Origin of the sequence: Mycolicibacterium arenosum (assembly GCF_024320865.1) — a bacterium.
GTDB classification, from domain to species: domain Bacteria; phylum Actinomycetota; class Actinomycetes; order Mycobacteriales; family Mycobacteriaceae; genus Mycobacterium; species Mycobacterium arenosum.
In genome coordinates, this window is record NZ_JANDBD010000003.1 from 339,902 (window position 1) to 361,518 (window position 21,617).

General features: G+C 68.1%; 23 protein-coding genes. 14 read left to right on the forward strand and 9 right to left on the reverse strand.

Annotated features, from left to right (window positions below):
* Positions 1–7: 7 nt before the first annotated feature.
* The 8 genes from NM203_RS08820 to NM203_RS08855 all read left to right on the forward strand — a co-directional run bounded on the left by NM203_RS08820 (position 8) and on the right by NM203_RS08855 (position 6,755).
* Complete coding sequence (locus NM203_RS08820) at positions 8–997, forward strand: ABC transporter substrate-binding protein (RefSeq protein ID WP_255059464.1); 990 nt, start codon at positions 8–10, stop codon at positions 995–997.
* A 12-nt stretch (positions 998–1,009) separates the two neighbouring features.
* Complete coding sequence (locus NM203_RS08825) at positions 1,010–1,693, forward strand: queuosine precursor transporter (protein ID WP_255059466.1); 684 nt, start codon at positions 1,010–1,012, stop codon at positions 1,691–1,693.
* Between the two features lie 74 nt (positions 1,694–1,767).
* A complete protein-coding gene (locus tag NM203_RS08830; RefSeq protein ID WP_255059467.1) occupies positions 1,768–2,436 on the forward strand; it encodes a 5-oxoprolinase subunit B family protein in 669 nt (222 codons plus the stop codon).
* A 3-nt stretch (positions 2,437–2,439) separates the two neighbouring features.
* Positions 2,440–3,324 (forward strand): 5-oxoprolinase/urea amidolyase family protein, encoded by an 885-nt coding sequence (locus tag NM203_RS08835; RefSeq protein WP_255059469.1) that lies wholly within the window; start codon positions 2,440–2,442, stop codon positions 3,322–3,324.
* A 13-nt stretch (positions 3,325–3,337) separates the two neighbouring features.
* The gene (locus NM203_RS08840; protein WP_255059728.1) at positions 3,338–3,889 is read left to right on the forward strand and encodes a GNAT family N-acetyltransferase; all 552 of its coding nucleotides are present in this window, start codon (positions 3,338–3,340) and stop codon (positions 3,887–3,889) included.
* A gap of 140 nt (positions 3,890–4,029) precedes the next feature.
* Positions 4,030–5,181 (forward strand): uroporphyrinogen-III synthase, encoded by a 1,152-nt coding sequence (locus NM203_RS08845; protein WP_255059470.1) that lies wholly within the window; start codon positions 4,030–4,032, stop codon positions 5,179–5,181.
* Positions 5,178–5,864, forward strand: a complete 687-nt coding sequence (locus NM203_RS08850; protein ID WP_255059471.1) for a sirohydrochlorin chelatase — start codon at positions 5,178–5,180, stop codon at positions 5,862–5,864. Before NM203_RS08845 ends, NM203_RS08850 begins: the two co-directional genes overlap by 4 nt.
* A 21-nt stretch (positions 5,865–5,885) precedes the next feature.
* On the forward strand, positions 5,886–6,755 hold the full coding sequence (locus tag NM203_RS08855) for a hypothetical protein (protein ID WP_255059473.1): 870 nt from the start codon (positions 5,886–5,888) through the stop codon (positions 6,753–6,755).
* 8 nt (positions 6,756–6,763) lie between these two features.
* Here NM203_RS08855 and NM203_RS08860 read toward each other — a convergent pair whose 3' ends face one another.
* The 5 genes from NM203_RS08860 to NM203_RS08880 form a co-directional block, all read right to left on the reverse strand.
* On the reverse strand, positions 6,764–8,017 hold the full coding sequence (locus NM203_RS08860) for an HNH endonuclease signature motif containing protein (protein WP_255059474.1): 1,254 nt from the start codon (positions 8,015–8,017) through the stop codon (positions 6,764–6,766).
* 33 nt (positions 8,018–8,050) lie between these two features.
* On the reverse strand, positions 8,051–8,422 hold the full coding sequence (nirD, locus tag NM203_RS08865; RefSeq protein ID WP_255059475.1) for a nitrite reductase small subunit NirD: 372 nt from the start codon (positions 8,420–8,422) through the stop codon (positions 8,051–8,053).
* Positions 8,419–10,977: a nitrite reductase large subunit NirB gene (gene nirB / locus NM203_RS08870; protein ID WP_255059476.1), complete on the reverse strand. Its 2,559-nt coding sequence runs from the start codon at positions 10,975–10,977 to the stop codon at positions 8,419–8,421. Before nirB ends, nirD begins: the two co-directional genes overlap by 4 nt.
* Before the next feature lie 66 nt (positions 10,978–11,043).
* Entirely contained in the window at positions 11,044–11,403 is a 360-nt protein-coding gene (locus NM203_RS08875) for a hypothetical protein (RefSeq protein WP_255059477.1), read from the reverse strand.
* Between the two features lie 19 nt (positions 11,404–11,422).
* Positions 11,423–12,181, reverse strand: a complete 759-nt coding sequence (locus NM203_RS08880) for an isocitrate lyase/PEP mutase family protein (RefSeq protein WP_255059479.1) — start codon at positions 12,179–12,181, stop codon at positions 11,423–11,425.
* Between the two features lie 112 nt (positions 12,182–12,293).
* Here NM203_RS08880 and NM203_RS08885 point away from each other — a divergent pair, with 112 nt between their 5' ends.
* From NM203_RS08885 to NM203_RS08905, 5 genes are all read left to right on the forward strand, one after another.
* Positions 12,294–12,596, forward strand: coding sequence for an Rv0250c family protein (locus NM203_RS08885; protein ID WP_255059480.1), 303 nt, complete (start codon positions 12,294–12,296; stop codon positions 12,594–12,596).
* An 87-nt stretch (positions 12,597–12,683) separates the two neighbouring features.
* Positions 12,684–13,520: a succinate dehydrogenase subunit SdhC gene (locus tag NM203_RS08890; RefSeq protein ID WP_255059481.1), complete on the forward strand. Its 837-nt coding sequence runs from the start codon at positions 12,684–12,686 to the stop codon at positions 13,518–13,520.
* Between the two features lie 48 nt (positions 13,521–13,568).
* The gene (locus tag NM203_RS08895) at positions 13,569–15,497 is read left to right on the forward strand and encodes a fumarate reductase/succinate dehydrogenase flavoprotein subunit (RefSeq protein WP_255059482.1); all 1,929 of its coding nucleotides are present in this window, start codon (positions 13,569–13,571) and stop codon (positions 15,495–15,497) included.
* 2 nt (positions 15,498–15,499) lie between these two features.
* Entirely contained in the window at positions 15,500–16,252 is a 753-nt protein-coding gene (locus tag NM203_RS08900; protein ID WP_255059483.1) for a succinate dehydrogenase/fumarate reductase iron-sulfur subunit, read from the forward strand.
* A gap of 82 nt (positions 16,253–16,334) precedes the next feature.
* Positions 16,335–16,496, forward strand: coding sequence for a hypothetical protein (locus tag NM203_RS08905; RefSeq protein ID WP_255059484.1), 162 nt, complete (start codon positions 16,335–16,337; stop codon positions 16,494–16,496).
* Positions 16,497–16,501: 5 nt separating this feature from the next.
* Here NM203_RS08905 and NM203_RS08910 read toward each other — a convergent pair whose 3' ends face one another.
* The gene (locus NM203_RS08910; protein WP_255059485.1) at positions 16,502–16,987 is read right to left on the reverse strand and encodes a flavin reductase family protein; all 486 of its coding nucleotides are present in this window, start codon (positions 16,985–16,987) and stop codon (positions 16,502–16,504) included.
* Positions 16,988–16,994: 7 nt separating this feature from the next.
* Complete coding sequence (locus NM203_RS08915) at positions 16,995–18,068, reverse strand: isopenicillin N synthase family dioxygenase (RefSeq protein ID WP_408633318.1); 1,074 nt, start codon at positions 18,066–18,068, stop codon at positions 16,995–16,997.
* Here NM203_RS08915 and NM203_RS08920 point away from each other — a divergent pair.
* Positions 18,046–18,696, forward strand: a complete 651-nt coding sequence (locus NM203_RS08920; protein ID WP_255059486.1) for a GAP family protein — start codon at positions 18,046–18,048, stop codon at positions 18,694–18,696. The two genes, NM203_RS08915 and NM203_RS08920, sit on opposite strands and share 23 nt — an antisense overlap.
* On the opposite strand, the gene NM203_RS08925 is transcribed toward NM203_RS08920, so the two are convergent.
* Complete coding sequence (locus NM203_RS08925; protein WP_408633319.1) at positions 18,693–19,853, reverse strand: PE-PPE domain-containing protein; 1,161 nt, start codon at positions 19,851–19,853, stop codon at positions 18,693–18,695. The genes NM203_RS08920 and NM203_RS08925 overlap by 4 nt on opposite strands.
* 10 nt (positions 19,854–19,863) lie before the next feature.
* Positions 19,864–21,615, reverse strand: a complete 1,752-nt coding sequence (locus NM203_RS08930; RefSeq protein WP_255059487.1) for an AMP-binding protein — start codon at positions 21,613–21,615, stop codon at positions 19,864–19,866.
* Between the last annotated feature and the right edge of the window lie 2 nt (positions 21,616–21,617).

Sequence of the window (21,617 nt, forward strand, 5' to 3'; positions counted from 1 at the left end):
TCGGCCGGTGCGTCCACAGCCGCTGTCGCGCCGGCGCCGTCGTTTCCTCGCACTGAGCGCAGGCGCTGTCGCGCTCACCGCGGGGTGCAGCTCAGACGAGCCGGGCACGGTCGCCGACGACGGGTCGGTCACGGTCAAGCACGTGTTCGGCGAAACCAGGATCGCCCGCCCGCCCACCCGCGTGGTGAGCGCCGGTTACACCGACCAGGACGATCTGCTGGCGCTCGGTGTCGTACCGGTCGCCGTCACGGACTGGTTCGGAGGGGAGCCGTTCGGCGTATGGCCCTGGGCGCAAGCGAGACTCGGCGGTGCGCAACCGGTGGTACTGAACCTCGTCGACGGCATTCAGGTCGACGCCATCGCCGCGCTGACACCCGATCTGATCGTCGCCACCAACGCCGGCCTGGACGCCGACACCTACGCGAAGCTCTCCGCCATCGCTCCGACCGTCGCGCAGTCGGGGCGCGACGCGTTCTTCGAGCCGTGGAAGGACCAGGCCACCACCATCGGCCAGGCGGTCTTCAAGTATCAGGACGTGACCGGCCTCATCGCGGCCATCGACGACAGGTTCACGAAAACCGGTGAGCAGAACCCGTCGTTCAAGGACAAGAAGGCCCTGTTGGTGCGCGGCGTGTTCGAGGACGGGGCCGCGGTGGTCACCCCGGCGGGCTGGCGCACCGAATTCCTCAGCCAGCTCGGCTTCGCTATCCCCGACGCGGTCGGCGAGTTCAGCGACGGCACGCAGGCGTTCGTCCCGCGCGACCGGATGGCCGAGGTGCTCGACAGCGCGGACGTGCTGATCTGGACCACCGAGAGCGACGAGGAACAGGCGGCGTTGCTGGCCGACCCCGTCTTCGCGGCACTGAAGACCACCACAACCAACCGCAACGTGCTCACCGGCAAGGAGCTCGCCGGTGCGATCGCGTTCGCGTCGCTGCTGTCGTATCCGCTGGTCGCCGATCAGCTCCCGGCCATGCTGGCCAAGGTGCTGACCTGACAGGATGGCCGGGTGACAAGACCCGAATCCGACGATCGACCCGTCTTCGCCAGCGTCGGGTCGACCTACTATCCGATCCTGGTCGCCGTCTTCACCGCGCTGGTCATCGTCTCCAACCTCACCGCGACGAAGGGCGTCGCGTTCGGCCCGATCCTCACCGACGGCGGTTTCATCGTCTTCCCGCTGACGTACATCATCGGGGACGTGCTGTCGGAGGTGTACGGGTTCAAGGCCGCGGGACGCGCGATCATCCTCGGTTTCCTGATGAACATCCTCGCCGCCGTGGCCCTGTGGGCCACAGTGCATCTGCCCGCCGCTGACTTCTACGAGAACCAGGAGCACTTCGAGAACGTCGCGAACGCCTACTACGGACTCATCATCGCGGGCCTCGCCGGCTTCATCGTCGGGCAGACGATCAACGCGGGGGTGGTCGTGTTGATCAAGGAGCGCACCAAGGAGAAGCACCTGTGGGCGCGCCTCGTCGGGTCGACGTTCGCCGGCCAGTTGGGTGACACCCTGGTGTTCTGCGCGATCGCCGGACACGTCATCGGCATCAGGACGTTCCGCGACTTCGTCGTCTACGCGGCGCTCGGCTGGGCCTACAAGACCGCGGTCGAGGTGCTGTTCCTGCCCGTCACGTACCGGGTGATCGCCGTCATCAAGCAGCGCGAGCCGACCTACCAGGCAGCGTTGTAAGACCCGGCTAAGGCTCTTCTGGCGAGTCCCTGAAGGTCGCCGACAACGTTGCTACTCGCGGGTAGCTTAGGGGCATGACAGTGACGGTGGACACGGTGGACGAGATCGCCCTCGGTGCCGTGCACGACTACGGCGATCATGCGCTGCTTCTCGAGTTCGACAGCACCGCGGAGGTGCTGGCGTGGACCGACGCCCTGCGTGGCGCCGACCTGCTGGGTGTCCTCGACGTGGTGCCCGCGTCGCGGACCGTGCTACTGAAGTTCGCGGCCTCGCGCTACCGCGAACCCAACCGACAGCGGTTGGCCGCACTGCGCGTCGCCGCAGCCGACGTGGCCGCCGCGGTCGATCCACTGGACCGGGTCGCCGACGTCGTGATCGACGTGACCTATGACGGCGAGGATCTCGACGAGGTGGCGCGGCTGACCGCGATGACGGTCGAGGAGGTCGTCGCCGCCCACACCGCGGCGCCGATGCGCGTCGGATTCGGCGGCTTCGCACCGGGTTTCGGTTATCTCATCGGCGGCGACCCGAGACTGCACGTGGCGCGGCGCGGCGAGCCGCGCACGAAGGTGCCCGCCGGTTCGGTGGCGCTGGCCGGTGAGTTCAGCGGCGTCTACCCACGGGAGTCCCCCGGTGGCTGGCAGTTGATCGGCCGTACCGACGCCGTGCTGTGGGACCTGGACCGCGATCCACCAGCGCTGCTGACTCCCGGCGCGTGGGTGCAGTTCCGGGCGATCGGCTAGCTCGTGGGCGCGACACTCGAAATCCTGAAGACCGGACCGCTGGCCATCGTCGAGGACCTCGGCAGGCCGGGGCTGGCGAACATGGGCGTGACGCGATCCGGCGCCGCCGACCGGCGCTCGCACACGCTCGCCAACAGGCTGGTCGCCAATCCGAACGAGCACGCCACCATCGAGGTGACGTTCGGCGGGTTCTCGGCCAGGGTGCGCGGCGGAGACGTCGCGATCGCCGTGACGGGCGCCGACGCGGATCCATCCGTGGGCGGAATCCCGTTCGGCACCAACAGTATTCACTACGCTCGAGATGGTCAGGTGATATCGCTGGGCGCGCCGCACTCCGGACTGCGCAGCTATCTCGCCGTGCGCGGCGGGATAGCCGTCGAGCCGGTACTCGGGTCGCGCAGCTACGACGTCATGTCGGCGCTGGGCCCTCGGCCGCTGCGACCGGGCGACGTCCTGCCCATCGGCGATCACTCGGCGGAGTTCCCCGAACTCGAGCAGGCGCCCGTGGCCGCGATCACCGACGACGTCCTCGAACTCCGCGTCGTGCCCGGCCCCCGCGACGACTGGTTCACGGAACCCGACCGACTGGTGCACGAGGAGTGGATCGCCACCGACCGCAGCGACCGCGTCGGAATGCGGCTGTCGGGGCGCCCGCTGCACATCCGCTGGCCCGATCGCCAGCTGCCCAGCGAGGGCGCGACGCGAGGTGCGATTCAGGTGCCGCCCAACGGATTACCCGTCATCCTCGGCCCCGATCACCCGGTCACGGGCGGCTACCCCGTCATCGGCGTGGTCGCCGACTGCGATATCGACGAGGTCGCCCAGATCCGGCCGGGTCAACCGGTGCGGTTCCACTGGTCGCGTCCACGGCGTCCGTTCACGCGCTGACACTGGTAGAACCATTGGTGTGGTCCACACCGCACGGCTGATCCACACCTCCGACCTCGACGCCGAAACGCGCGAAGGCGCGCGGCGCATGGTGATCGACGCGTTCGGCGGCTCCGAGGTCGACTTCACCGAGGCCGACTGGGAGCACGCGCTCGGCGGCATGCACGCGCTGATCTGTCGCCACGGCCATCTCATCGCGCACGGCGCGGTCGTGCAGCGCCGGTTGATCCACGACGGCGCGGCGCTGCGCTGCGGTTACCTCGAGGCCGTCGCGGTTCGCGAGGACTGGCGCGGACAGGGCCTGGCGATGGCGGTGATGGACGCGCTCGAGCAGGTACTGCGCGGTGCGTACCAGGTGGGTGCGCTCAGCGCGTCGGAGGCGGGCACGCCGTTGTACCTGTCCCGCGGCTGGCTGCCGTGGCGCGGGCCGACGTCGGTGCTCGCCCCCAGCGGGCTCACCCGCACTCCCGACGACGACGGCTCGGTGTACGTGTTGCCGATCGCCGTCGAGCTCGACACCGAGGCCGAGCTGGCCTGCGACTGGCGCCCCGGCGACCCGTGGTGACCTGCTGACATCACCTCACACCGACGTCACCCGTGCGGTGAGCGCACGTTCACGAATTCCTTCGCGACTGACGTGTGACGACACCGGGGGGCAATGACCGGGTAACGAACCCGAAACACGCAGTGCCTTCACTGGACGGCATGAGTGAGCCCGGCTGGGCACCCCTCACCGGATTCCGAGTGGCGGTGACCTCGGCACGACGTGCCGACGAACTGAGCGCGCTGCTGCGCCGACGCGGCGCGAGCGTGACCAGCGCCGCCGCGATCGCCATGGTGCCGCTGCCCGACGACGACGAACTGCGCGCGCACACCGAGGCGCTCATCGCCGCACCTCCGGACATCGTCGTCGCCACCACCGGCATCGGCTTCCGCGGGTGGATCGCCGCGGCCGATGGCTGGGGACTGGACGAGCAGCTTCTGACGGCACTCGGGAGCGCCCGCGTCGTGTCCCGCGGACCGAAGGCCACCGGCGCACTGCGCGCCGCCGGGCTGCCCGAGGAGTGGTCGCCCGATTCCGAGTCGTCGCGTGAGGTGCTGCACTACCTGCGCGAGGGCGGCATCGAGGGGCTGCGGATCGCCGTGCAATTACACGGCGCGACCGCGGAGTGGGATCCGTTCCCCGAGTTCCTCGACGAGTTGCGCGCAGCGGGCGCGGAGGTGGTCCCGATCCGGGTGTACCGCTGGCACCCCGTGCCGCGTGACGGCGCGTTCGACCAGTTGGTGACGGCGGTGGCCGAGCGGAAGTTCGACGCGGTGAGCTTCACGTCGGCACCCGCGGTCGCCGCCCTGCTGATGCGCGCCGTCGACCTCGGTGTCGAGGACAAGGTGCTGTCGGCGCTGCGCACCGAGGTGCACGCGATGTGCGTCGGACCCGTGACCGCGCGTCCGCTGGTGCGTCTCGGCGTACCGACGAGCGCTCCCGAGCGAATGCGACTCGGCGCGCTCGCCCGGCACATCACCGACGAGCTACCGCTGCTGCAGGCGCGCACCGTGCAGGTCGCCGGGCACTGCCTCGAGATCCGAGGCACCTGCGTCATGGTCGACGGCGAGGTCAAGGAGTTGTCCCCCACCGGCATGGCGACCATCCGCGCACTCGCGCTTCGGCCCGGCTCCGTGGTGTCGCGCGGCGATCTGCTCAGCGCGCTGCCCGGCTCCAGCTCCGATACCCACGCGGTCGAGACCGCGGTACTGCGCCTGCGAACGGCGTTGGGCGACAAGCAGATCGTGTCCACGGTCGTGAAACGCGGCTACCGACTGGCCGTCGACGACCCCTACCCGATCGGTGCCGCGTGAACCCGATCCTGGTAGCCCACGGCACACGGAAGGCCCCTGGCGTCGCGATGATCGGCGACCTCGCCGACCGGGTGAGCGCCGTGCTCGGCACGCGGGTGCGCACCGCGTTCGTCGACGTGCTGGGCCCCACCCCCGCCGAGGTGCTGCACACACTCCCCCAACACGTTCCCGCCGTTCTGGTGCCGGCGTTCCTTTCCAGCGGGTATCACGTGCGTAGCGACATCCCCGCCCACGTGGCCGCAAGCGGGCACCCGAACGTCGTCGTCACCGAGGCGCTGGGACCATCCACCTCAATGGTTCGGGTGATCGTCGACCGACTCATCGAATCCGGCTGGCGGCCAACCGATTCGGTGGTGCTGGCGGCCGCGGGATCATCCGACCCCTGCGCACAGCGCGACCTGCGGGTCACCGCGGCGATGCTGTCGGCGGCGATCGGAACCCGCGTCGAACTAGGCTACGCGGCGACGGGGGAACCGGGCGTCGCCGCTGCGGTCGCCGACCTCCGAGCCGCTGGTGCCCGCCGCGTCGCGGTCGCGTCGTACCTGTTGGCCGACGGGCTCTTTCAGGACCGCCTACGCGACTCGGGCGCCGACGTGGTGAGCGCCCCGCTCGGCAATCACCCCGGCGTGGTGCGACTCATCGCATCACGGTTCCGCCGGGCCCTGATTCCGATGGCCGCTTAACCTCGCGAGTAAATTCGAGCGATGGATCGCGACGCGGCGCTGGACACCTACCGGTACCTGCGCGGTGGGATCCCGGTGATGCTGATCATGCTCGGGGTCGCGATCGCCATCGACGTCGCTCGGACGGGCCACTGGCTGACGTCGATCAGCGCGTACTACTTCACGTCGGCACACGCCGTGTTCATCGGAAGCATCTGCGCGATGGGAACACTTCTCATCGTCTACCGAGGCGTGAAACCGACCGAGGACGTCCTGCTGAACCTGGCGGGGGTCCTGGCGTTCGTGGTCGCCTTCGTCCCGACGACGCGACCAGAGCCCGAGGTGGCCATCGGTCTGGTGCCCGATGCCACGGTCACCGCGAACGTGTGGGCGCTGACGGTGGCGCTGCTGGTGTCCCGCATCGCGTCGTGGGCGCTGTACCGGCGGACACGGACCGCACCCGACCTCGGGCCGATCGCGCGGGCCGCGATGTGGATGCAACGCCTCCTACTACTCGCCGGCGTGGTCACCCTCGTCGCTGCTCCGCACTGGTTCGTCGCGAATGCGCACGGCATCGCGGCGGTCGCGTTGTTCGCCGCGATCATCGCCACGGTCTTCCTGACCGCGTTCGTCGCGGACAAGGGCGTGGTGGACAGCCCGAATCCCGCTCTCTACCAATGGCTCTACCGGTGGATAGCGGTCGTCATGGCGATCACGCTGATCGCCGCCGTCGTCGCGCACTACGCGCTGAGCGAGTTCAGCCACGTCGTCATCATCGTCGAGATCGTGCTGCTGGCCGAGTTCTTCGTCTACTGGGCCGTGCAGACCGTCGAGAAGTGGAACCCGCCGGCCGACAGCGCCGAGCACCAATCCTGCACCGCCGGTGAGGAACACGTACTGAAGGCTCTCTAGTGTCCCGGCTAATCAGTCGCCGGTGGTGGGTTCGGTTTGAAGGGGTCGTACCACCACCAGTGGGCGCGTTCGCCGGTCGGCCCTTTGTAGGGGGCGACCGCGGGTGGGGGTTGTGTGGGTGGTCGGGCGAGGGAGGCGTTGGTCAGTGTTCGGCCGCGGCGGTCGGTGACGGTGAGGTGGTGGGCGTCGCCGCCGATGGTGATGACACCGCGGTGGTGCAGGCGGTGGTGGTACGGGCAGACCAGGACGAGATTGTCGAGTTCGGTGGGTCCGCCGTCCTCCCAGTGTCTGATGTGATGGGCGTGCAGTCCGCGGGTCGCGTGACAGCCGGGGACGACGCAGGTGCCGTGGTCGCGGTGCTCGAGAGCGCGGCGCAGGCGGCGGTTCACGGTGCGGGTGGCCCGCCCGGTGCCGATCACCCGGCCGTGACGTTGGAACCAGACTTCGCAGGTGGCGTCGCAGAGCAGGTAGCGGCGCTCCTCGTCGGACAGCAGCGGCCCCAGATGCAGCGATGCGGCGGGCTTGTCGACGTCGAGGTGCGCGACCACGGTGGTGCGCTGCCCGTGCGGGCGGGCCGCGGCGTCGGTGTCCCAGCCGGCGTCGACCAGGCTCATGAACGCATCGACGGTGGTGGGCATCGGCGGGGTCTGCCCGGTTTCGCGGTCGGCGTGATCGCGTGTCCAGTCGGCGATCAGCGCGTCTCGGTGCGAGCCCAGCGCGGCGTCGAACCGGGCGGCGTCCAGCTTGGGGAGGGTGATCTTCCAGGTGGTGTGATCCCCGTGCTCGGACTTCGTGATGGAGCGCTTCGGTTCGGGTGCCGGCTTGTCGGGTGTGGATTCCAGGCTGATGGCCGTGCGCAGTTGGGTGACGGTCGCACTGTCGGCGAGGTGGGCGTAGTGGGCGTCGGAACCGTCGCCGGCCTTCTCGGCGATCGCGCCGACCTGATCGAGTGAGAGCCGGCCCTCGCGTAGGGCGTCGGTGCACTGCGGGAACTCGGAGGCGCGTTTGGCGACCGCGACGACGGTTTCGGCGTTGCGCGGCGAGCAGCCGGTCTTCCAGGCCACCAGTGCGGCGATCGAGCGGCAGCCGGTGTTTCCCCAGAGGCCGTAGACGCCGTCGCCGTCGATCTCGGCGACGATGTCGACGATGCGGCCGTCGAGGGCGTTGCGCTGTCCGGTGATCTCGGCGAGTTCGGCGAACAACGCGTCGAGGCGCTCGCCGCGACTGAGGTCGGGCCCGTAAGACGCTGCCGCCGTGGACATGACCCCATACTGGCACGCCGGTACGACAAATTTTCAGCCCGCGATCTGCACCTCGCCGGCGTCCGTGAGCCGAGTGCGGTAGACCGGCACCCGTACGGCGTCGTCATCGAGGCACGTGCCGTCGTCGAGAGCGAAGGCCTGCTTCTTGATCGGTGACTGGACACACACGCGGCCGCCGCGGTCCCCCACGATGCCGCGGGACAGCACCGCTGCACCCGACAGCGGGTCGATGTTGCCGATCGCCCGCAGGGAACCGTCGTCGAGCCGGAACAGCGCGACCTGAGCACCGTCGGGCATCAGCACGCCGACGCCGCGACCGGGCAGCAGTCGATCGTAGGGGCACGCAGTCGTCCACCTGGAATCGTCTGCGCGGGAATCGGTTTCCCGATCGTCCACGAGTGTCATGACGTCTCCTGCATCGTGAAGCTCGGCAATCCCATCGGCACCATCCGGCCGTTGCGCTCGGTGAACGTGACGGTCGGGTCGGGTGATTCGGGTGCGTTGACGAACGACACGAAGCGTCCGAGCTTGTCGGGATCGTCGAGGACGCCCTTCCACTCGCAGGCGTAACCGTCGACGTGGCGCTCCATCGCCGCCTCGAATTCCGCTGCCAGACCGAGGGAGTCGTCGCACACCACCTCACGCAAGTGGTCGATGCCGCCGTCGAGCGCCTCGACCCACGGCGCTGTGCGCTGCAAGCGATCCGCGGTGCGGATGTAGAACATCAGGAACCGGTCGATGTAGCGAATCAGCGTCGCGTCGTCGAGGTCTCCCGCCAGCAGCACGGCGTGCTTCGGGGTCATGCCGCCGTTGCCCCCGACGTAGAGGTTCCACCCGTTCTCGGTGGCGATGACGCCGACGTCCTTGCCTCGCGCCTCAGCGCATTCGCGGGCACACCCCGAGACGCCCATCTTGATCTTGTGCGGCGCGCGCAGGCCGCGGTAGCGCATTTCGAGGTCGATGGCCATCTGCACCGAATCCTGCTGGCCGTAGCGGCACCAGTCGCTACCGACACAGCTCTTCACCGTGCGAAGCGACTTCCCGTACGCGTGACCGGATTCCATGCCGCCGTCGACCAGCCGCGCCCAGATCTGCGGCAGCTGATCCACTCGCGCACCGAACATGTCGATGCGCTGGCCGCCGGTGATCTTCGTGTACAGGCCGAAGTCGCGGGCGATCTCCCCGATCAGGATCAGCTGCTCCGGTGTGATGTCGCCGCCGGGCACCCGCGGCACCACCGAGTAGCTGCCGTTCTTCTGGATGTTGGCCAGGAAGTGGTCGTTCGAATCCTGCAGCGAGGCCTGCTCACCGGAGAGGATGTGATCGGAACTCGTCGACGCCAGGATCGACGCGACGACGGGTTTGCAGATGTCGCAACCACTTCCGCTGCCGTACTTCTCGACCAACCCGGAGAACGTCCGGATCTCGGTCGCCGAGATGATCTCGTAGAGCTCGGCCCGCGACTGCCCGAAGTGCTCACAGAGCGCCTTGGACTGCTCGACCCCCTCGGCCTCCAGGAGCTGCTTGAGCAGCGGGACGCACGAGCCACATGACGTGCCCGCCAGCGTGCACTTCTTCAGCTCCGCGACGTCGGCACAGCCACCGCAGATGGCCTCCCTGAGGTCGCCCTTGGTGACGTTGTTGCACGAGCAGATCTGCGCGATGTCCGGGAGCGCCCCCACCCCGAGGGCTGCCGCGCCGCCCTCCTGCGCCGGCGCTATCAACGACAGCGGGTCGCCGGGGAGCTCGCTGGCGACCATCGGGCGCAGCACGCCGTACGCGGATGCGTCGCCGACCAGGATGCCGCCCAGCAGCGTCTTGGCGTCGTCGGAGAGCACCAGCTTGGCGTAGGTCTGCTTCACCGCGTCGTTGACGACGACGTCGAGGCTGTTGGGGGTCCGCCCCTGCGCGTCACCGAAGCTGGCCACGTCGACCCCGAGGAGCTTCAGCTTGGTGGACATGTCCGCCTCACCGAACTGCGCCTCGCCGCCGAGCAGACGGTCGGCGACCACCTCGGCACTGGTGTAGCCGGGCCCCACCAAGCCGTAGCAGCGACCCTCGATCGCGGCCACCTCGCCGATCGCGTAGACGTCCGGATCGCTTGTCACGCAGGACAGATCGGTGAGCACACCACCTCGCTGCGCCACGTCGAGACCGGCTTGCCGACCCAGTTCGTCACGGGGTCGGACGCCCGCGGCGAACACCACCAGGCCCGCGGTCATGCTGCTGCCGTCGTTGAGCGACAACCGCACCGAGTCGTCGGCATCGGACTTCCGCAACGGTGTGTTCCGCTGCGAGGGCTGAATGCTCTCCGTGCCGACACCGGTGTGCACCTCGATGCCGAGCGCGGCGATCATCCGCTTCAGCAGCGCGCCGCCCGCCGGGTCGAGCTGGGCCGCCATCAGATGCGGCGACATCTCCAGTACGTGGGTCGTCAGGCCGAAACCGCGCAGGGCGTTGGCGGCCTCCAGGCCCAACAACCCGCCGCCGATCACCACACCGACCGGCGTCTTGGACTCGGCCGCGGCCAGCGCTCCCGCCCGGATGGCGTCCAGATCGTCGAGCGTGCGGTAGACGTGACAGTGCGGCAGATCGTGGCCGGGGATCGGCGGCACGAACGCGTACGACCCGGTCGCGAGGACGAGGGCGTCGTAACCGAAGCGCCGGCCCAGCACCGTCGTCACGTACTTCGACGCGCGGTTGATCCGGGTCACCTTGTCGCGCAACACGACCTCGACCAGGTCGTCGCCCTCGTAGCCGTTGCCCGCGAGCGCCATCCTGCCGCGGTCCCAGTGCTCGGTGTAGCCGGTCAGCCCCACCCGGTCGTACGCGGCGTCGGCCTCCTCGGCGATGACCGTGACCTGCCACGTCCCGTCGCTGTCGCGCGCTCGCAGTGCTTCGACGAAACGGTGTCCGACCATGCCGTGGCCCACGACGACCACACGTCTCGGATAGTGCATGACCGAAGGCTAGGCAGCGCAGATTGCCACAGTGTCGCGTCGTGTGAAGCGGCCGTCACGGTGTGCTCACGGCGTGTCGGTGGTCGTTGTGAGCGTGTCCGACGTCTCCTCGTCGGTCGTCTCGTAGGTGGTCTCGGTCTCCTCGGCCGTCGTCGTCGTCGTTGTCGTCGTCGTCGTCGTTGTAGTCGACGTCGTCGTGCGCGGCGAATAGCTCGACGTCGACGCGGGTGTGCGCAGCGAGGACGTCGTCGTCGCGGTCGACGACACCGGATACGACGGCGCGGGGGGTGGTGTCACGGAGTCGTCGGACACGCTCACCACGGCGTAGATCAGAATGCAGAGCAGGATTGCCGCGGCGATGCCGCCCGCGATCGCCACGGGTGGGCTGTTGTGCCAGTCCTCCGGGAGCCGGAACTCGTCTTCCACCGCCGGATCGTATGGCCGGTTACTTCCAGCGGGCCAGGATCTCCTCGGATCGCGCGGTCAGTGCGCGCTGCCAGAACGGCCCGAAGCTGATCCGGCCGACGCCCAGTGGACCGAACGACGCCGGGTCGTCGGTGTCGGGCAGGGCGATGGCGTTGATCGGCAGCGGCAACTCATCGGCGAGCCGCCGGTAGGTGTCGTCGTCGTGCCTGCCGACGGGGTACAGGCTGTCGGCACCCGCTTCCGCGGCCAGTTTCAGCTTCCGCACGGCGCGTTCGAACCGGTCGGATTCGTCACCGATCTGACGCAGGAAGAGATCCGTCCGCGCGTTGATGACGACGTGTACGCCGGCGGCGTCGGCGGCTTTGCGCAGCTCGCCGATGAGCGCGGCGTGATCCTCGTCGGACCGGATGCGACCACCGTCCTTATGCACGGTGTCCTCGATGTTGAGGCCGACGGCACCCGCCTCGAGGAGACCGTCGATCAGCCGCTGCGCCGACTCGCCGTAACCCGACTCGACGTCGACCGAGATCGGGACGTCGACCGCGCCGGTGATCTGCGCGACGCGGGTGGTGAGGTCGTCGAACGACATGCCCTCGCCGTCCTCCTTGCCCACCGAGTCCGCGACCGGGTGGCTGCCGACCGTCAGCGCAGCAAAGCCGGCGTCGACGGCGACCGTGGCCGACCACGCGTCCCACACCGTGGGCAGAACCACCGGCTTGCCGGGTACGTGTAGCGCCAACAACGTGGTCGCGCGCTCCTGCAGGGCCTGAGAAACCACTTACCTACTCCTTACTGCTACGTGACCTGTCTCACTTCGAAGCCATGATGTGGCTAGCATTAATTGTCGTAATGTGATTCGCGACACCCTTCAGCCCGAGGAGGTCAGCCTCTTGTCCGTATCTTCCAACACCACCGAACTCGCCCAGCTGCACGAGTTGATCGGCGGCCTGCGTCGCTGCGTCTCCTCGCTGTCATCACGCTACGGCGATACCCCCGCCATGCGCAGGATCGTCAACGACGCCGAGCGAATCATGAACGACATCGACCGGTTGGACATCGATGCAGAGGAATTAGAACTCACCCGCGGGGTAAGCCACCACCATGTGGGAGAGAAGATCGCCATTCCGGACACCCAGTACGCCAGCGACTTCTGGCGTGACGTGGACGACGAGGGTCTCGGTGGAGTTCGCTAGCCAACTTAGGGTCCGCTGACTTCGGGCGCATTTCAGCGCTTCGTTAACGTCCCAAAGCAACAGCCCAAACGAAATAGAGGAACCGCAGTGAGCGCACCAGCCGCGAACCGCCCCGGCACAGGCGTCTTCTCACCCAGCCGAGCGCAGATCAAGCAGAAGACACTGCGCACGGACAACTGGCTCAAGTCGCCGATCCTGACGGACCTGGGCTTCGCGGCCTTCGTGATCTACGCGACGGTGCGCGCCTTCCAGCGGGATCACTTCTTCGTGCCGGAGTACCACTACCTGACGCCGTTCTACTCGCCGTGCCTGAGCCAGGCGTGCGGCGAGGCCAGCGACTTCTGGCCGCAGCTGCTGCCCGCCACCGGGCCGCTATCGCTGATCCCGTACGCGTTCCTGTCGCTGCCGTTCCTGCTGCTCTTCCGCCTGACCTGCTACTACTACCGCGGCGCCTACTACCGCTCCGTGTGGCAGTCGCCGACCGCCTGTGCGGTGGCCGAACCGCGTGCGCACTACACCGGCGAGACGAAGTTCCCGCTGATCATCCAGAACACCCACCGGTACTTCTTCTACATCGCCGGGATCATCTCGGTGATCAACACCTACGACGCGATCGTCGCGTTCCACTCCGACGAGGGCCCCGGCGGCTTCGGTTTCGGCCTGGGCAACGTGATCCTCGTGGTCAACGTCGTGATGCTCTGGATCTACACGCTGTCGTGCCACTCCTGCCGCCACGTCGTCGGCGGTCGGCTCAAGCACTTCTCCAAGCACCCGGTGCGCTACTGGATGTGGGGACAGATCAGCAAGCTGAACACCCGGCACAAGCTGTACGCGTGGATCACGCTCGGCACGCTGATGCTCACCGACTTCTACGTCATGCTGGTCGCCAGCGGCACCATCTCCGATCTCCGATTCGTCGGTTGATCCGGTTGGCAGACAGCTCAATTCACGAACGAACGAGGGCACTGATCAATGACTGACCTGGAACGGCACGAATACGACGTCGTCGTGATCGGTGCCGGCGGCGCCGGACTGCGCGCGGTGATCGAAGCCCGCGAGCGCGGCCTGCGCGTCGCGGTGGTGACCAAATCGCTGTTCGGCAAGGCGCACACCGTGATGGCCGAGGGCGGCTGCGCGGCCGCCATGCGCAACGTCAACACCAAGGACAGCTGGCAGGTGCACTTCGGTGACACCATGCGCGGCGGCAAGTTCCTCAACAACTGGCGGATGGCCGAACTGCACGCGCAGGAGGCGCCCGACCGGGTCTGGGAGCTGGAGACCTACGGTGCGCTGTTCGACCGCACCAAGGACGGCAAGATCAGCCAGCGCAACTTCGGCGGGCACACCTACCCGCGACTCGCGCACGTCGGCGACCGCACCGGCCTGGAGATCATCCGCACCCTGCAGCAGAAGATCGTGTCGCTGCAGCAGGAGGACAAGAGGGAACTCGGCGACTACGAGGCCCGCATCCGGGTGTTCCACGAGTGTTCGATCACCGATCTGATCAAGACCGACGGGAAGATCGCAGGCGCGTTCGGCTACTACCGCGAGACCGGCAACTTCGTGCTGTTCGAGGCGCCGGCCATCGTGCTGGCCACCGGCGGCATCGGCAAGTCGTTCAAGGTGTCGTCGAACTCCTGGGAGTACACCGGCGACGGCCACGCGCTGGCGCTGCGCGCGGGTTCGGGCCTGATCAACATGGAGTTCATCCAGTTCCACCCGACCGGCATGGTCTGGCCGCTGTCGGTGAAGGGCATCCTCGTCACCGAGGGCGTGCGCGGCGACGGCGGAGTGCTGAAGAACTCCGAGGGTAAGCGGTTCATGTTCGACTACATCCCGGACGTGTTCAAGGGTCAGTACGCCGAAACCGAGGAGGAGGCGGACCAGTGGCTCAAGGACAACGACTCCGCACGCCGCACGCCTGACCTGCTCCCCCGCGACGAGGTCGCCCGCGCCATCAACGAAGAGGTCAAGGCCGGCCGCGGTACCCCGCACGGCGGCGTCTACCTCGACATCGCCTCGCGCATGCCCGCCGAGGAGATCAAGCGCCGGCTTCCGTCGATGTACCACCAGTTCATCGAGCTGGCCGAGGTCGACATCACCAAGGACGAGATGGAGGTCGGCCCGACCTGCCACTACGTCATGGGCGGTATCGAGGTCGACCCCGACAGCGGCGGCGCGGCCACCCCCGGCCTGTTCGCCGCCGGTGAGTGCTCCGGCGGCATGCACGGCTCCAACCGGCTGGGCGGCAACTCGCTGTCCGACCTGCTGGTGTTCGGGCGTCGTGCCGGTCTCGGCGCCGCCGACTACGTGCGGGCGCTGTCCGACGACACCCGGCCGAGGGTGTCCGACGCGGCGGTCGACGAGGCCACCAAGCTGGCGCTCGATCCGTTCGAGCCCAAGGAGAACGGCGAGAACCCGTACACCCTGCACGCCGAACTGCAGCAGTCGATGAACGACCTCGCGGGCATCATCCGCAAGGAGGGCGAGCTTCAAGAGGCGCTCGCCAAGATCGACGAACTCAAGACGCGCTACGCGAACGTCGTGGTCGAGGGCGGCCGCGTCTTCAACCCCGGCTGGCACCTCGCCATCGACATGCGGAACATGCTGCTCGTCAGCGAGTGCGTGGCGAAGGCCGCACTGCAGCGCACCGAGAGCCGCGGCGGCCACACCCGCGACGACCACCCGAAGATGGACTCGCACTGGCGCAACAAGCTGCTGGTGTGCAAGGTCGCCGAGCCCGCCGAAGACGGAGTCGCCGCAGTGGTGCCCGATGTCGACGTCGTGGCGGAGGAGCAGCCGAAGATGCGGGCCGATCTGCTGGCCACCTTCGAGCTCTCCGAACTCGAGAAGTACTACACCGACGACCAATTGCTCGAGCACCCGGAACGGAAGGCCTGATCATGGCTCCCTACAACGCGAAGCTCCGGGTCTGGCGCGGGGACCCCGAGGGCGGCGACCTGCAGGACTACACCGTCGAGGTCAACGACGGCGAAGTCGTGCTCGACATCGTCCACCGGCTGCAGGCCACCCAGGCCGGCGATCTGGCCGTGCGGTGGAACTGCAAGGCGGGCAAGTGCGGCTCGTGCTCTGCGGAGATCAACGGCAGGCCGCGACTGCTGTGCATGACCAGAATGTCGACGTTCGACCAGGACGAGACCGTGACCATCACGCCGTTGCGCACGTTCCCGGTCATGCGCGACCTCGTCACCGACGTCTCGTTCAACTACACGAAGGCGCGCGAGATCCCGTCGTTCACGCCGCCGAAGGACCTGCAGCCCGGTGACTACCGCATGCAGCAGGAGGACGTGAACCGCAGCCAGGAGTTCCGGAAGTGCATCGAGTGCTTCCTGTGCCAGAACGTCTGCCACGTCATGCGCGATCACGAGGAGAACAAGGAAGCGTTCTCCGGGCCGCGGTACCTGATGCGTCAGGCCGAGCTGTCGATGCACCCGCTGGACACCATCGATCGCCGCGACATGGCTCAGGAGGAGAACGGCCTCGGGTTGTGCAACATCACCAAGTGCTGCACCGAGGTGTGCCCCGAGCACATCAAGATCACCGACAACGCTTTGATTCCGATGAAGGAGCGCGTCGCCGACCGGAAGTACGACCCGGTGGTGTGGCTCGGCAAGGTGCTCTTCAAGAAGAAGTAGAGCGCTTCACGAGGCGGTAGCGCGGCGTACGGTGGGGTGTGCACCCATGTTCGACCTTTCGACGATGAAAGGGGCACACCCCATGAGCACTGGAGAAACCCAGAGCGTCAACGACATTCGCACGGCCATCCGGGAGTTGAGCGCACGCGCCGAACTGGCCCGCAAGGAAGGCCGCGACGCCGACGCCGCGGAACTCGAGCAGCGCGTCGACGGCTACCGCACCGAACTGGGCGCGCGGCCCTAGCTGAGCTATTCGCCGAGCCGCCGGAAGGTACTCCGGTGGAACACGATGGGCGCCACGTCGTCGTGCACCGTGATCTCGTGCACGCGCAGCACCACGATGGTGTGATCGCCCGCCGGCACCAACTGCTCGATGGCGCTCTCCAGCCAGACGCTGGTGCCGTGCACGAACACCGCACCGCTCGTCCGCGATTCCGTGTCGAGCCCGGCGAAGCGGTCCCCGGTCTTGGCCGCCAGCGTCTTAGCCGCGGCGTCGTGCGCCTCGCCGAGCACGCTGATGCCCAGAGCGGGCAGGTCCTTCAGCTTCGGCCACGTCTCGGAGCTGTTCTGCACGCAGAACGACACCAGCGGCGGGTCCAGGGACACCGGGACGAACGTGCTCGCGGCGAGGCCGACGCGAACACCCTCGACCTCGGCGGCGATCGCGATAACCCCGGTCGGGAAGTGGCCGAACGCCTCGCGCAGCGAGGCCGGGCTCAAATCAGTGCTACTCATGACCAGTTCATCCTGACACGTACCCGTTGGCAGCGGCCACGTCCGGGTGCGCACGCAGCCTGCTCTTCCACGCGTTGCGGCCGTACACCGCGAAGATCCGCTCGTTCGACGGGTCCGCCGTCACCCCGTGGGCCCCGGCCGCCAGCTCGCTCGGCAGCGTCAGGACGGGCAGCGTGGCGTCGAGCCGGGGGTTGAAGAAGTACGGCACCGAAATGCGCTCGGCGTTGGACAGTTTCACGCGGTGCTCGGTGGCGCGCAGGTAGCCGCCGCTCGCGATCTCGAGCATCTCGCCGATGTTCACGATGAACGCCCCCGCCACCGGGTCGACGTCGATCCAGCCGGTGGCCCCCTTGACCTGCAAGCCCGTCGTGCCCGGTTCGGCCAGCAGCAGCGTCAGCACACCTGCGTCGCGGTGCGCGCCGACGCCCTGGGTGGAGTCCGCGACGGCCGGGTAGCGCACCACCTTGATCAGGGTCGCCGGCGTCTGCGCGAACGCCGCCTCGAAGACGTCCGCCGGGCTGCCCAGCGATGCCGCGAAGTGGCGGAGCAGCCGCCGTCCGACATCGGCGAGCGCGGCGTCCCACTCGGCGATCACCGCGGGCAGTTCGGGTAACCCCGCGGGCCACTGGTTCGGGCCCTGCAACCTCAGGTAGTCCTCCGTCGGGTCGACCAGCGGCACGCGTTCGGGGCCGATGTCGATCTGCTCGCGCCAGTCGGTCTCGCCGCCGGTGAGTTCGCCGCCGAGCCGGGTGTAGCCGCGGAAGTGCGGACTGTTGGTCATCGCCACGGCGTCCTTGGCGGGCTGCGGCAGCGCGAACAGCGCCCGCGACGCGGCCAGCAGGCGGCGCGTCAACGCATCGGGAACGTCGTGGCCGGTGAGGTGGAAGAACCCCACCTCGTGGGCGACCTCGCGCAGCCGCGAGCGCAGCACGGTGTCGTCATCGCGCAGGTCGACGATCGGCAGCGCGGTCAGGACGGTGGACACCCACCCATGATCGCCGAGGTCGGCGCCGGCGGCCAGGTTCCGAATCGGCGTGAGCGGTAACGTGTCGCGCGACATGTGGATCACCGTCGTGGTCATGGCGATCGCCATCGGCCTTGAGCCCTTCCGGATCGGGATGACGGTGCTGATGCTCAGCCGGCCGCGGCCTCAACTGCAGCTGTTCGCCTTCCTGTGCGGCGGGTTCGCCATGGGTACGACGGTCGGTCTGGTGGTGTTGTTCGGCCTCCGTGAGCATCTGGTCGACAACGCGCACTTCACCCTGCCACGGGTGCAGCTGGTGATCGGCAGCCTGGCGCTGGCGATCGGCGCCTACCTCGCGCTGCGGCCGGGACCCGCCCGCCGCGACGGGGACGGCTGGATGTCCCGGCTGGTGGACCGGGTGACGCGCGGCAGTTCGCTGTGGGTCGCCGCGGCGGCCGGGCTGGCGATCGCACTGCCGTCGGTCGACTTCCTCGCGGTGCTGGCCGTCATCCTGGCGTCCGGAGCGGGTGCGGCCACTCAAGTGGCGGCGCTGGCGCTGTTCCAGGTCGTGGCGTTCATGCTCGTCGAGCTCCCGCTGGTCGCGTATCTCGTTGCGCCGCAACGCACCCTAGCGGCGATGACGTCCCTCAACAACTGGATCCGGTGCCGCAGGCGCCGCGAGGTGGCCGCACTGCTCGGAATCGTCGGAGCGATCCTCATCACGGTCGGGCTGGTGAGCCTCTAACCGCCCGGCGCGGGCTTCGGCGGGTTGTTCAACACGTACTGCGCGCCGGCGAGCAGCTGCGAAATCGGGTCGGTGGCACCACCGCCGAACGACGCGTCGGTGGACGGAGCGGTGACCTCAGCAGGGTCGTAACCGTGCACCGGATCCACCGTGATCGGGGCCGTCGCCGGATCGTTGTTGCGCGAATAGCCCGCATCGACCATCGGCAGCAGCACCGAGTCGAGCTTGTTCAGCGTGCCCTCGTCGACGCCGAGGTATTTGAATCCCATCACGATCGGCAGATGCTGCTCGGGCACCATGTAGGTCGTCGTCTTCGCACCCTTGGAGTTCACCGTCGTACGGATGTTGCGGGCGGGCACGCTGATATTGCTCGGGTCGGTGAACGCCACCGCGGTGTGGCCGGTCGCGAGACCGAACACCGCGTTGACGACGCTCATCCAGCTCTGGTCCGCCTGATCCGGCCAGTCGGCGATGCTGTCGTAGGGCGACACGAATTGATAAGTGTCGTATTGGCTTTCGACCGGAGGACGAATCCGGTAGTCGAGCGACGGCACGACGGCGCCGACGGGGAACATCTGCGTCAGGAAGCCCTCGCCGAACGCGTGCTTGCCCACCGGGTCGCCGTACATGGCGAAGCTCAGCTGATCGCGTGGCGGCGCATCGGGGTCGTTGGCGAGCTGCGCCTGCACCTCGTTGAGGACCATCGCGCCTTCGGACAGGCCCATCACGGTGCCGGGTCCACCCGCTTTGATCTGCGCGATCGTGTGCGGCGCGCCCTCGTTTATCGACTCCTCGACGCTGGGACCGTCGAGGCCCAGTCCCGGCAGGATCTGCTCCCCGACGGCGCCGATACCGGGGAAGAGACGTTCGAGCGTGTGGCCCTGCACCTGACCCGCGGGATAGCGGACGATCTGCTTCTGCTCCTGGTTTCCAGGGAACCAGTTCTTGCCGGTGTCGATGATGTACTGGTCGTAGGGGATTCCGAGCACATGCGCTCCGCCGAGCGCGTACCCCTTGCCCGGCGTGCCGATCTGCGCCGGTGCCGGGGGCGGCGGCGCAGGCGGGTCGTCCGCGACGGCGCTGCCTGCACCGAAAAGGCCTGTAGCGCCGCCGATTACCAGCACAGCGACCGGCGCGAAGCGTTTCACAGCGTCCACGGAAGCCACCCTACGCGTCCAGCCGCTCGAACTGGTCCTGCCGATACTGCTCGGCACACGCCGCGCGCCGGATCTTGCCGCTGGTCGTGGTCGGGATCGACCCTGGCTGCACCAGCACCAGGTCCCCGACGTTCAAGCCGTGCGCATTGGAGATCGCCGACGTGACGTCGTTCTTGACCCCGCTGAGCCAGCTGACCGGATCCCCGTTGCCGTCGGTGCGCATCTTGAGTTCGATGACGGTGACGAGTTCCTCGGTGCCGCGCACCGGAACCGCCAGCGCGGCGACCCGGCCACCGGTGATCTCCTGCACCGTCGCCTCGATGTCCTCGGGATAGTGGTTGCGGCCGCGCACGATCAGCAGGTCCTTGATCCTGCCCACGATGAACAGTTCACCGTCGTGAACGAACCCGAGATCGCCGGTGCGCAGCCACGGCCCTGTCGGCGTGCCCGTGGACGGATCGACGATCTCTGCGCCAAAGCACAACTGCTCCTGCGGCGACTTCTTCCAGTAGCCCTCCGCCACGTTCTCGCCGCACACCCAGATCTCACCGATCAGGCCCGGTGCGGCCTCGTGCCGCGTTTCGTTGTCGACGATGCGCAGCGACGGGGATTGCGGCACAGCGTATTTGACGAGCGACGTGCCCTTTCTCCGCGTGGTCGGCTCCACTCGGCCCGCCGCCAGCGCGTCGACGTCGAAGTGGGCCTCGGCGGTCGAGTCGTTCCACACTCCACTCGTCACGAAGACCGTCGCCTCCGCCAAGCCGTACGAGGGGCGCATCATGTCGTCACGGAAGTTGAAGTGCGCGAACCGATCCACGAACCGCCGCAGCGTCGCGGGTTCGACCCGCTCGGCGCCGCTGATGATGCCGCGCACACCTCCGAGATCGAGTCCGGCGAGGTCGGCGTCGGTGGTCTTCCTGGCCGCCAGGTCGAACGCGAAGTTCGGCGCCGACGACCACGCGTGCGGATACTCGGCCAGCGCGCGCACCCAGCGGGACGGCTTCTCGAGGAACGCAACGGGACTGGTCAACACGGCGTGAAAACCGCCGAGGATCGGTGCGCAGATTCCGAGCACCAGACCCATGTCGTGGTAGAACGGCAGCCACGACACGATCGTCATGTCAGCGGGAGCCTTGGATTCGGCGAAGAAGCTTCGCATCAACTGGTCGAAGTTCGCCGTGAGGTTGCGGTGCGACAGCATGACCCCGGCGGGCGACCGAGTCGAACCCGAGCTGTACTGCAGGTACGCGACGCTGGGCAGGTCGGCGGGCAGCGGGCCCGCGGGACCGGCTCCGTCCTCTTGGGACTGCGCCACCCTGTCGACCTCGATGAGCTTCGGTGCCGTGTCCAACCGCGACTGGTCGACGTAGTCGCCGACGTCCCCGGCGACCTCTGCCGTCGTGAGCACGACGGCGGGTGAGGTGTCCTCGAACACCGTGCTGACGCGGTCGTGCGTCGAGCCGCGATGCGGCAGGGGAAGCGGGACCGCGATCAGCCCGGCCTGCATGGCACCGAGGAACGCGGTGACGTAGTCGAGGCTCTGCGGTGCCAGGATCACCGCCCGGTCACCGACCGACGCGTGGTGGCTGAGCTCGCGCGCAACGCCCAGCGTGCGGCGCGACAGCTGCGACCACGTGAGCGTTTCGGCGACTCCCGCCGGATCGTGCGTGTAGTCGATGAACGTCAGCGCGGCGTCGTCGGGGCGCATGCTGGCGCGTCCGTGAAGCATGGAGATCACCGATGATTGGGGTGCCGGCGTCACGA

Excerpts from the sequence above, each read along its gene's own strand:
- NM203_RS08860 (WP_255059474.1), bottom strand. The coding sequence starts at position 8,017 with ATGTCCACGGCGGCAGCGTCTTACGGGCCCGACCTCAGTCGCGGCGAG.
- NM203_RS08855 (WP_255059473.1), top strand. The coding sequence starts at position 5,886 with ATGGATCGCGACGCGGCGCTGGACACCTACCGGTACCTGCGCGGTGGG.
- NM203_RS08910 (WP_255059485.1), bottom strand. The coding sequence starts at position 16,987 with ATGAGTAGCACTGATTTGAGCCCGGCCTCGCTGCGCGAGGCGTTCGGC.
- NM203_RS08895 (WP_255059482.1), top strand. The coding sequence starts at position 13,569 with ATGACTGACCTGGAACGGCACGAATACGACGTCGTCGTGATCGGTGCC.
- NM203_RS08830 (WP_255059467.1), top strand. The coding sequence starts at position 1,768 with ATGACAGTGACGGTGGACACGGTGGACGAGATCGCCCTCGGTGCCGTG.
- NM203_RS08845 (WP_255059470.1), top strand. The coding sequence starts at position 4,030 with ATGAGTGAGCCCGGCTGGGCACCCCTCACCGGATTCCGAGTGGCGGTG.
- nirD (WP_255059475.1), bottom strand. The coding sequence starts at position 8,422 with ATGACACTCGTGGACGATCGGGAAACCGATTCCCGCGCAGACGATTCC.
- NM203_RS08905 (WP_255059484.1), top strand. The coding sequence starts at position 16,335 with ATGAGCACTGGAGAAACCCAGAGCGTCAACGACATTCGCACGGCCATC.
- nirB (WP_255059476.1), bottom strand. The coding sequence starts at position 10,977 with ATGCACTATCCGAGACGTGTGGTCGTCGTGGGCCACGGCATGGTCGGA.
- NM203_RS08920 (WP_255059486.1), top strand. The coding sequence starts at position 18,046 with ATGTGGATCACCGTCGTGGTCATGGCGATCGCCATCGGCCTTGAGCCC.
- NM203_RS08915 (WP_408633318.1), bottom strand. The coding sequence starts at position 18,068 with ATGACCACGACGGTGATCCACATGTCGCGCGACACGTTACCGCTCACG.
- NM203_RS08900 (WP_255059483.1), top strand. The coding sequence starts at position 15,500 with ATGGCTCCCTACAACGCGAAGCTCCGGGTCTGGCGCGGGGACCCCGAG.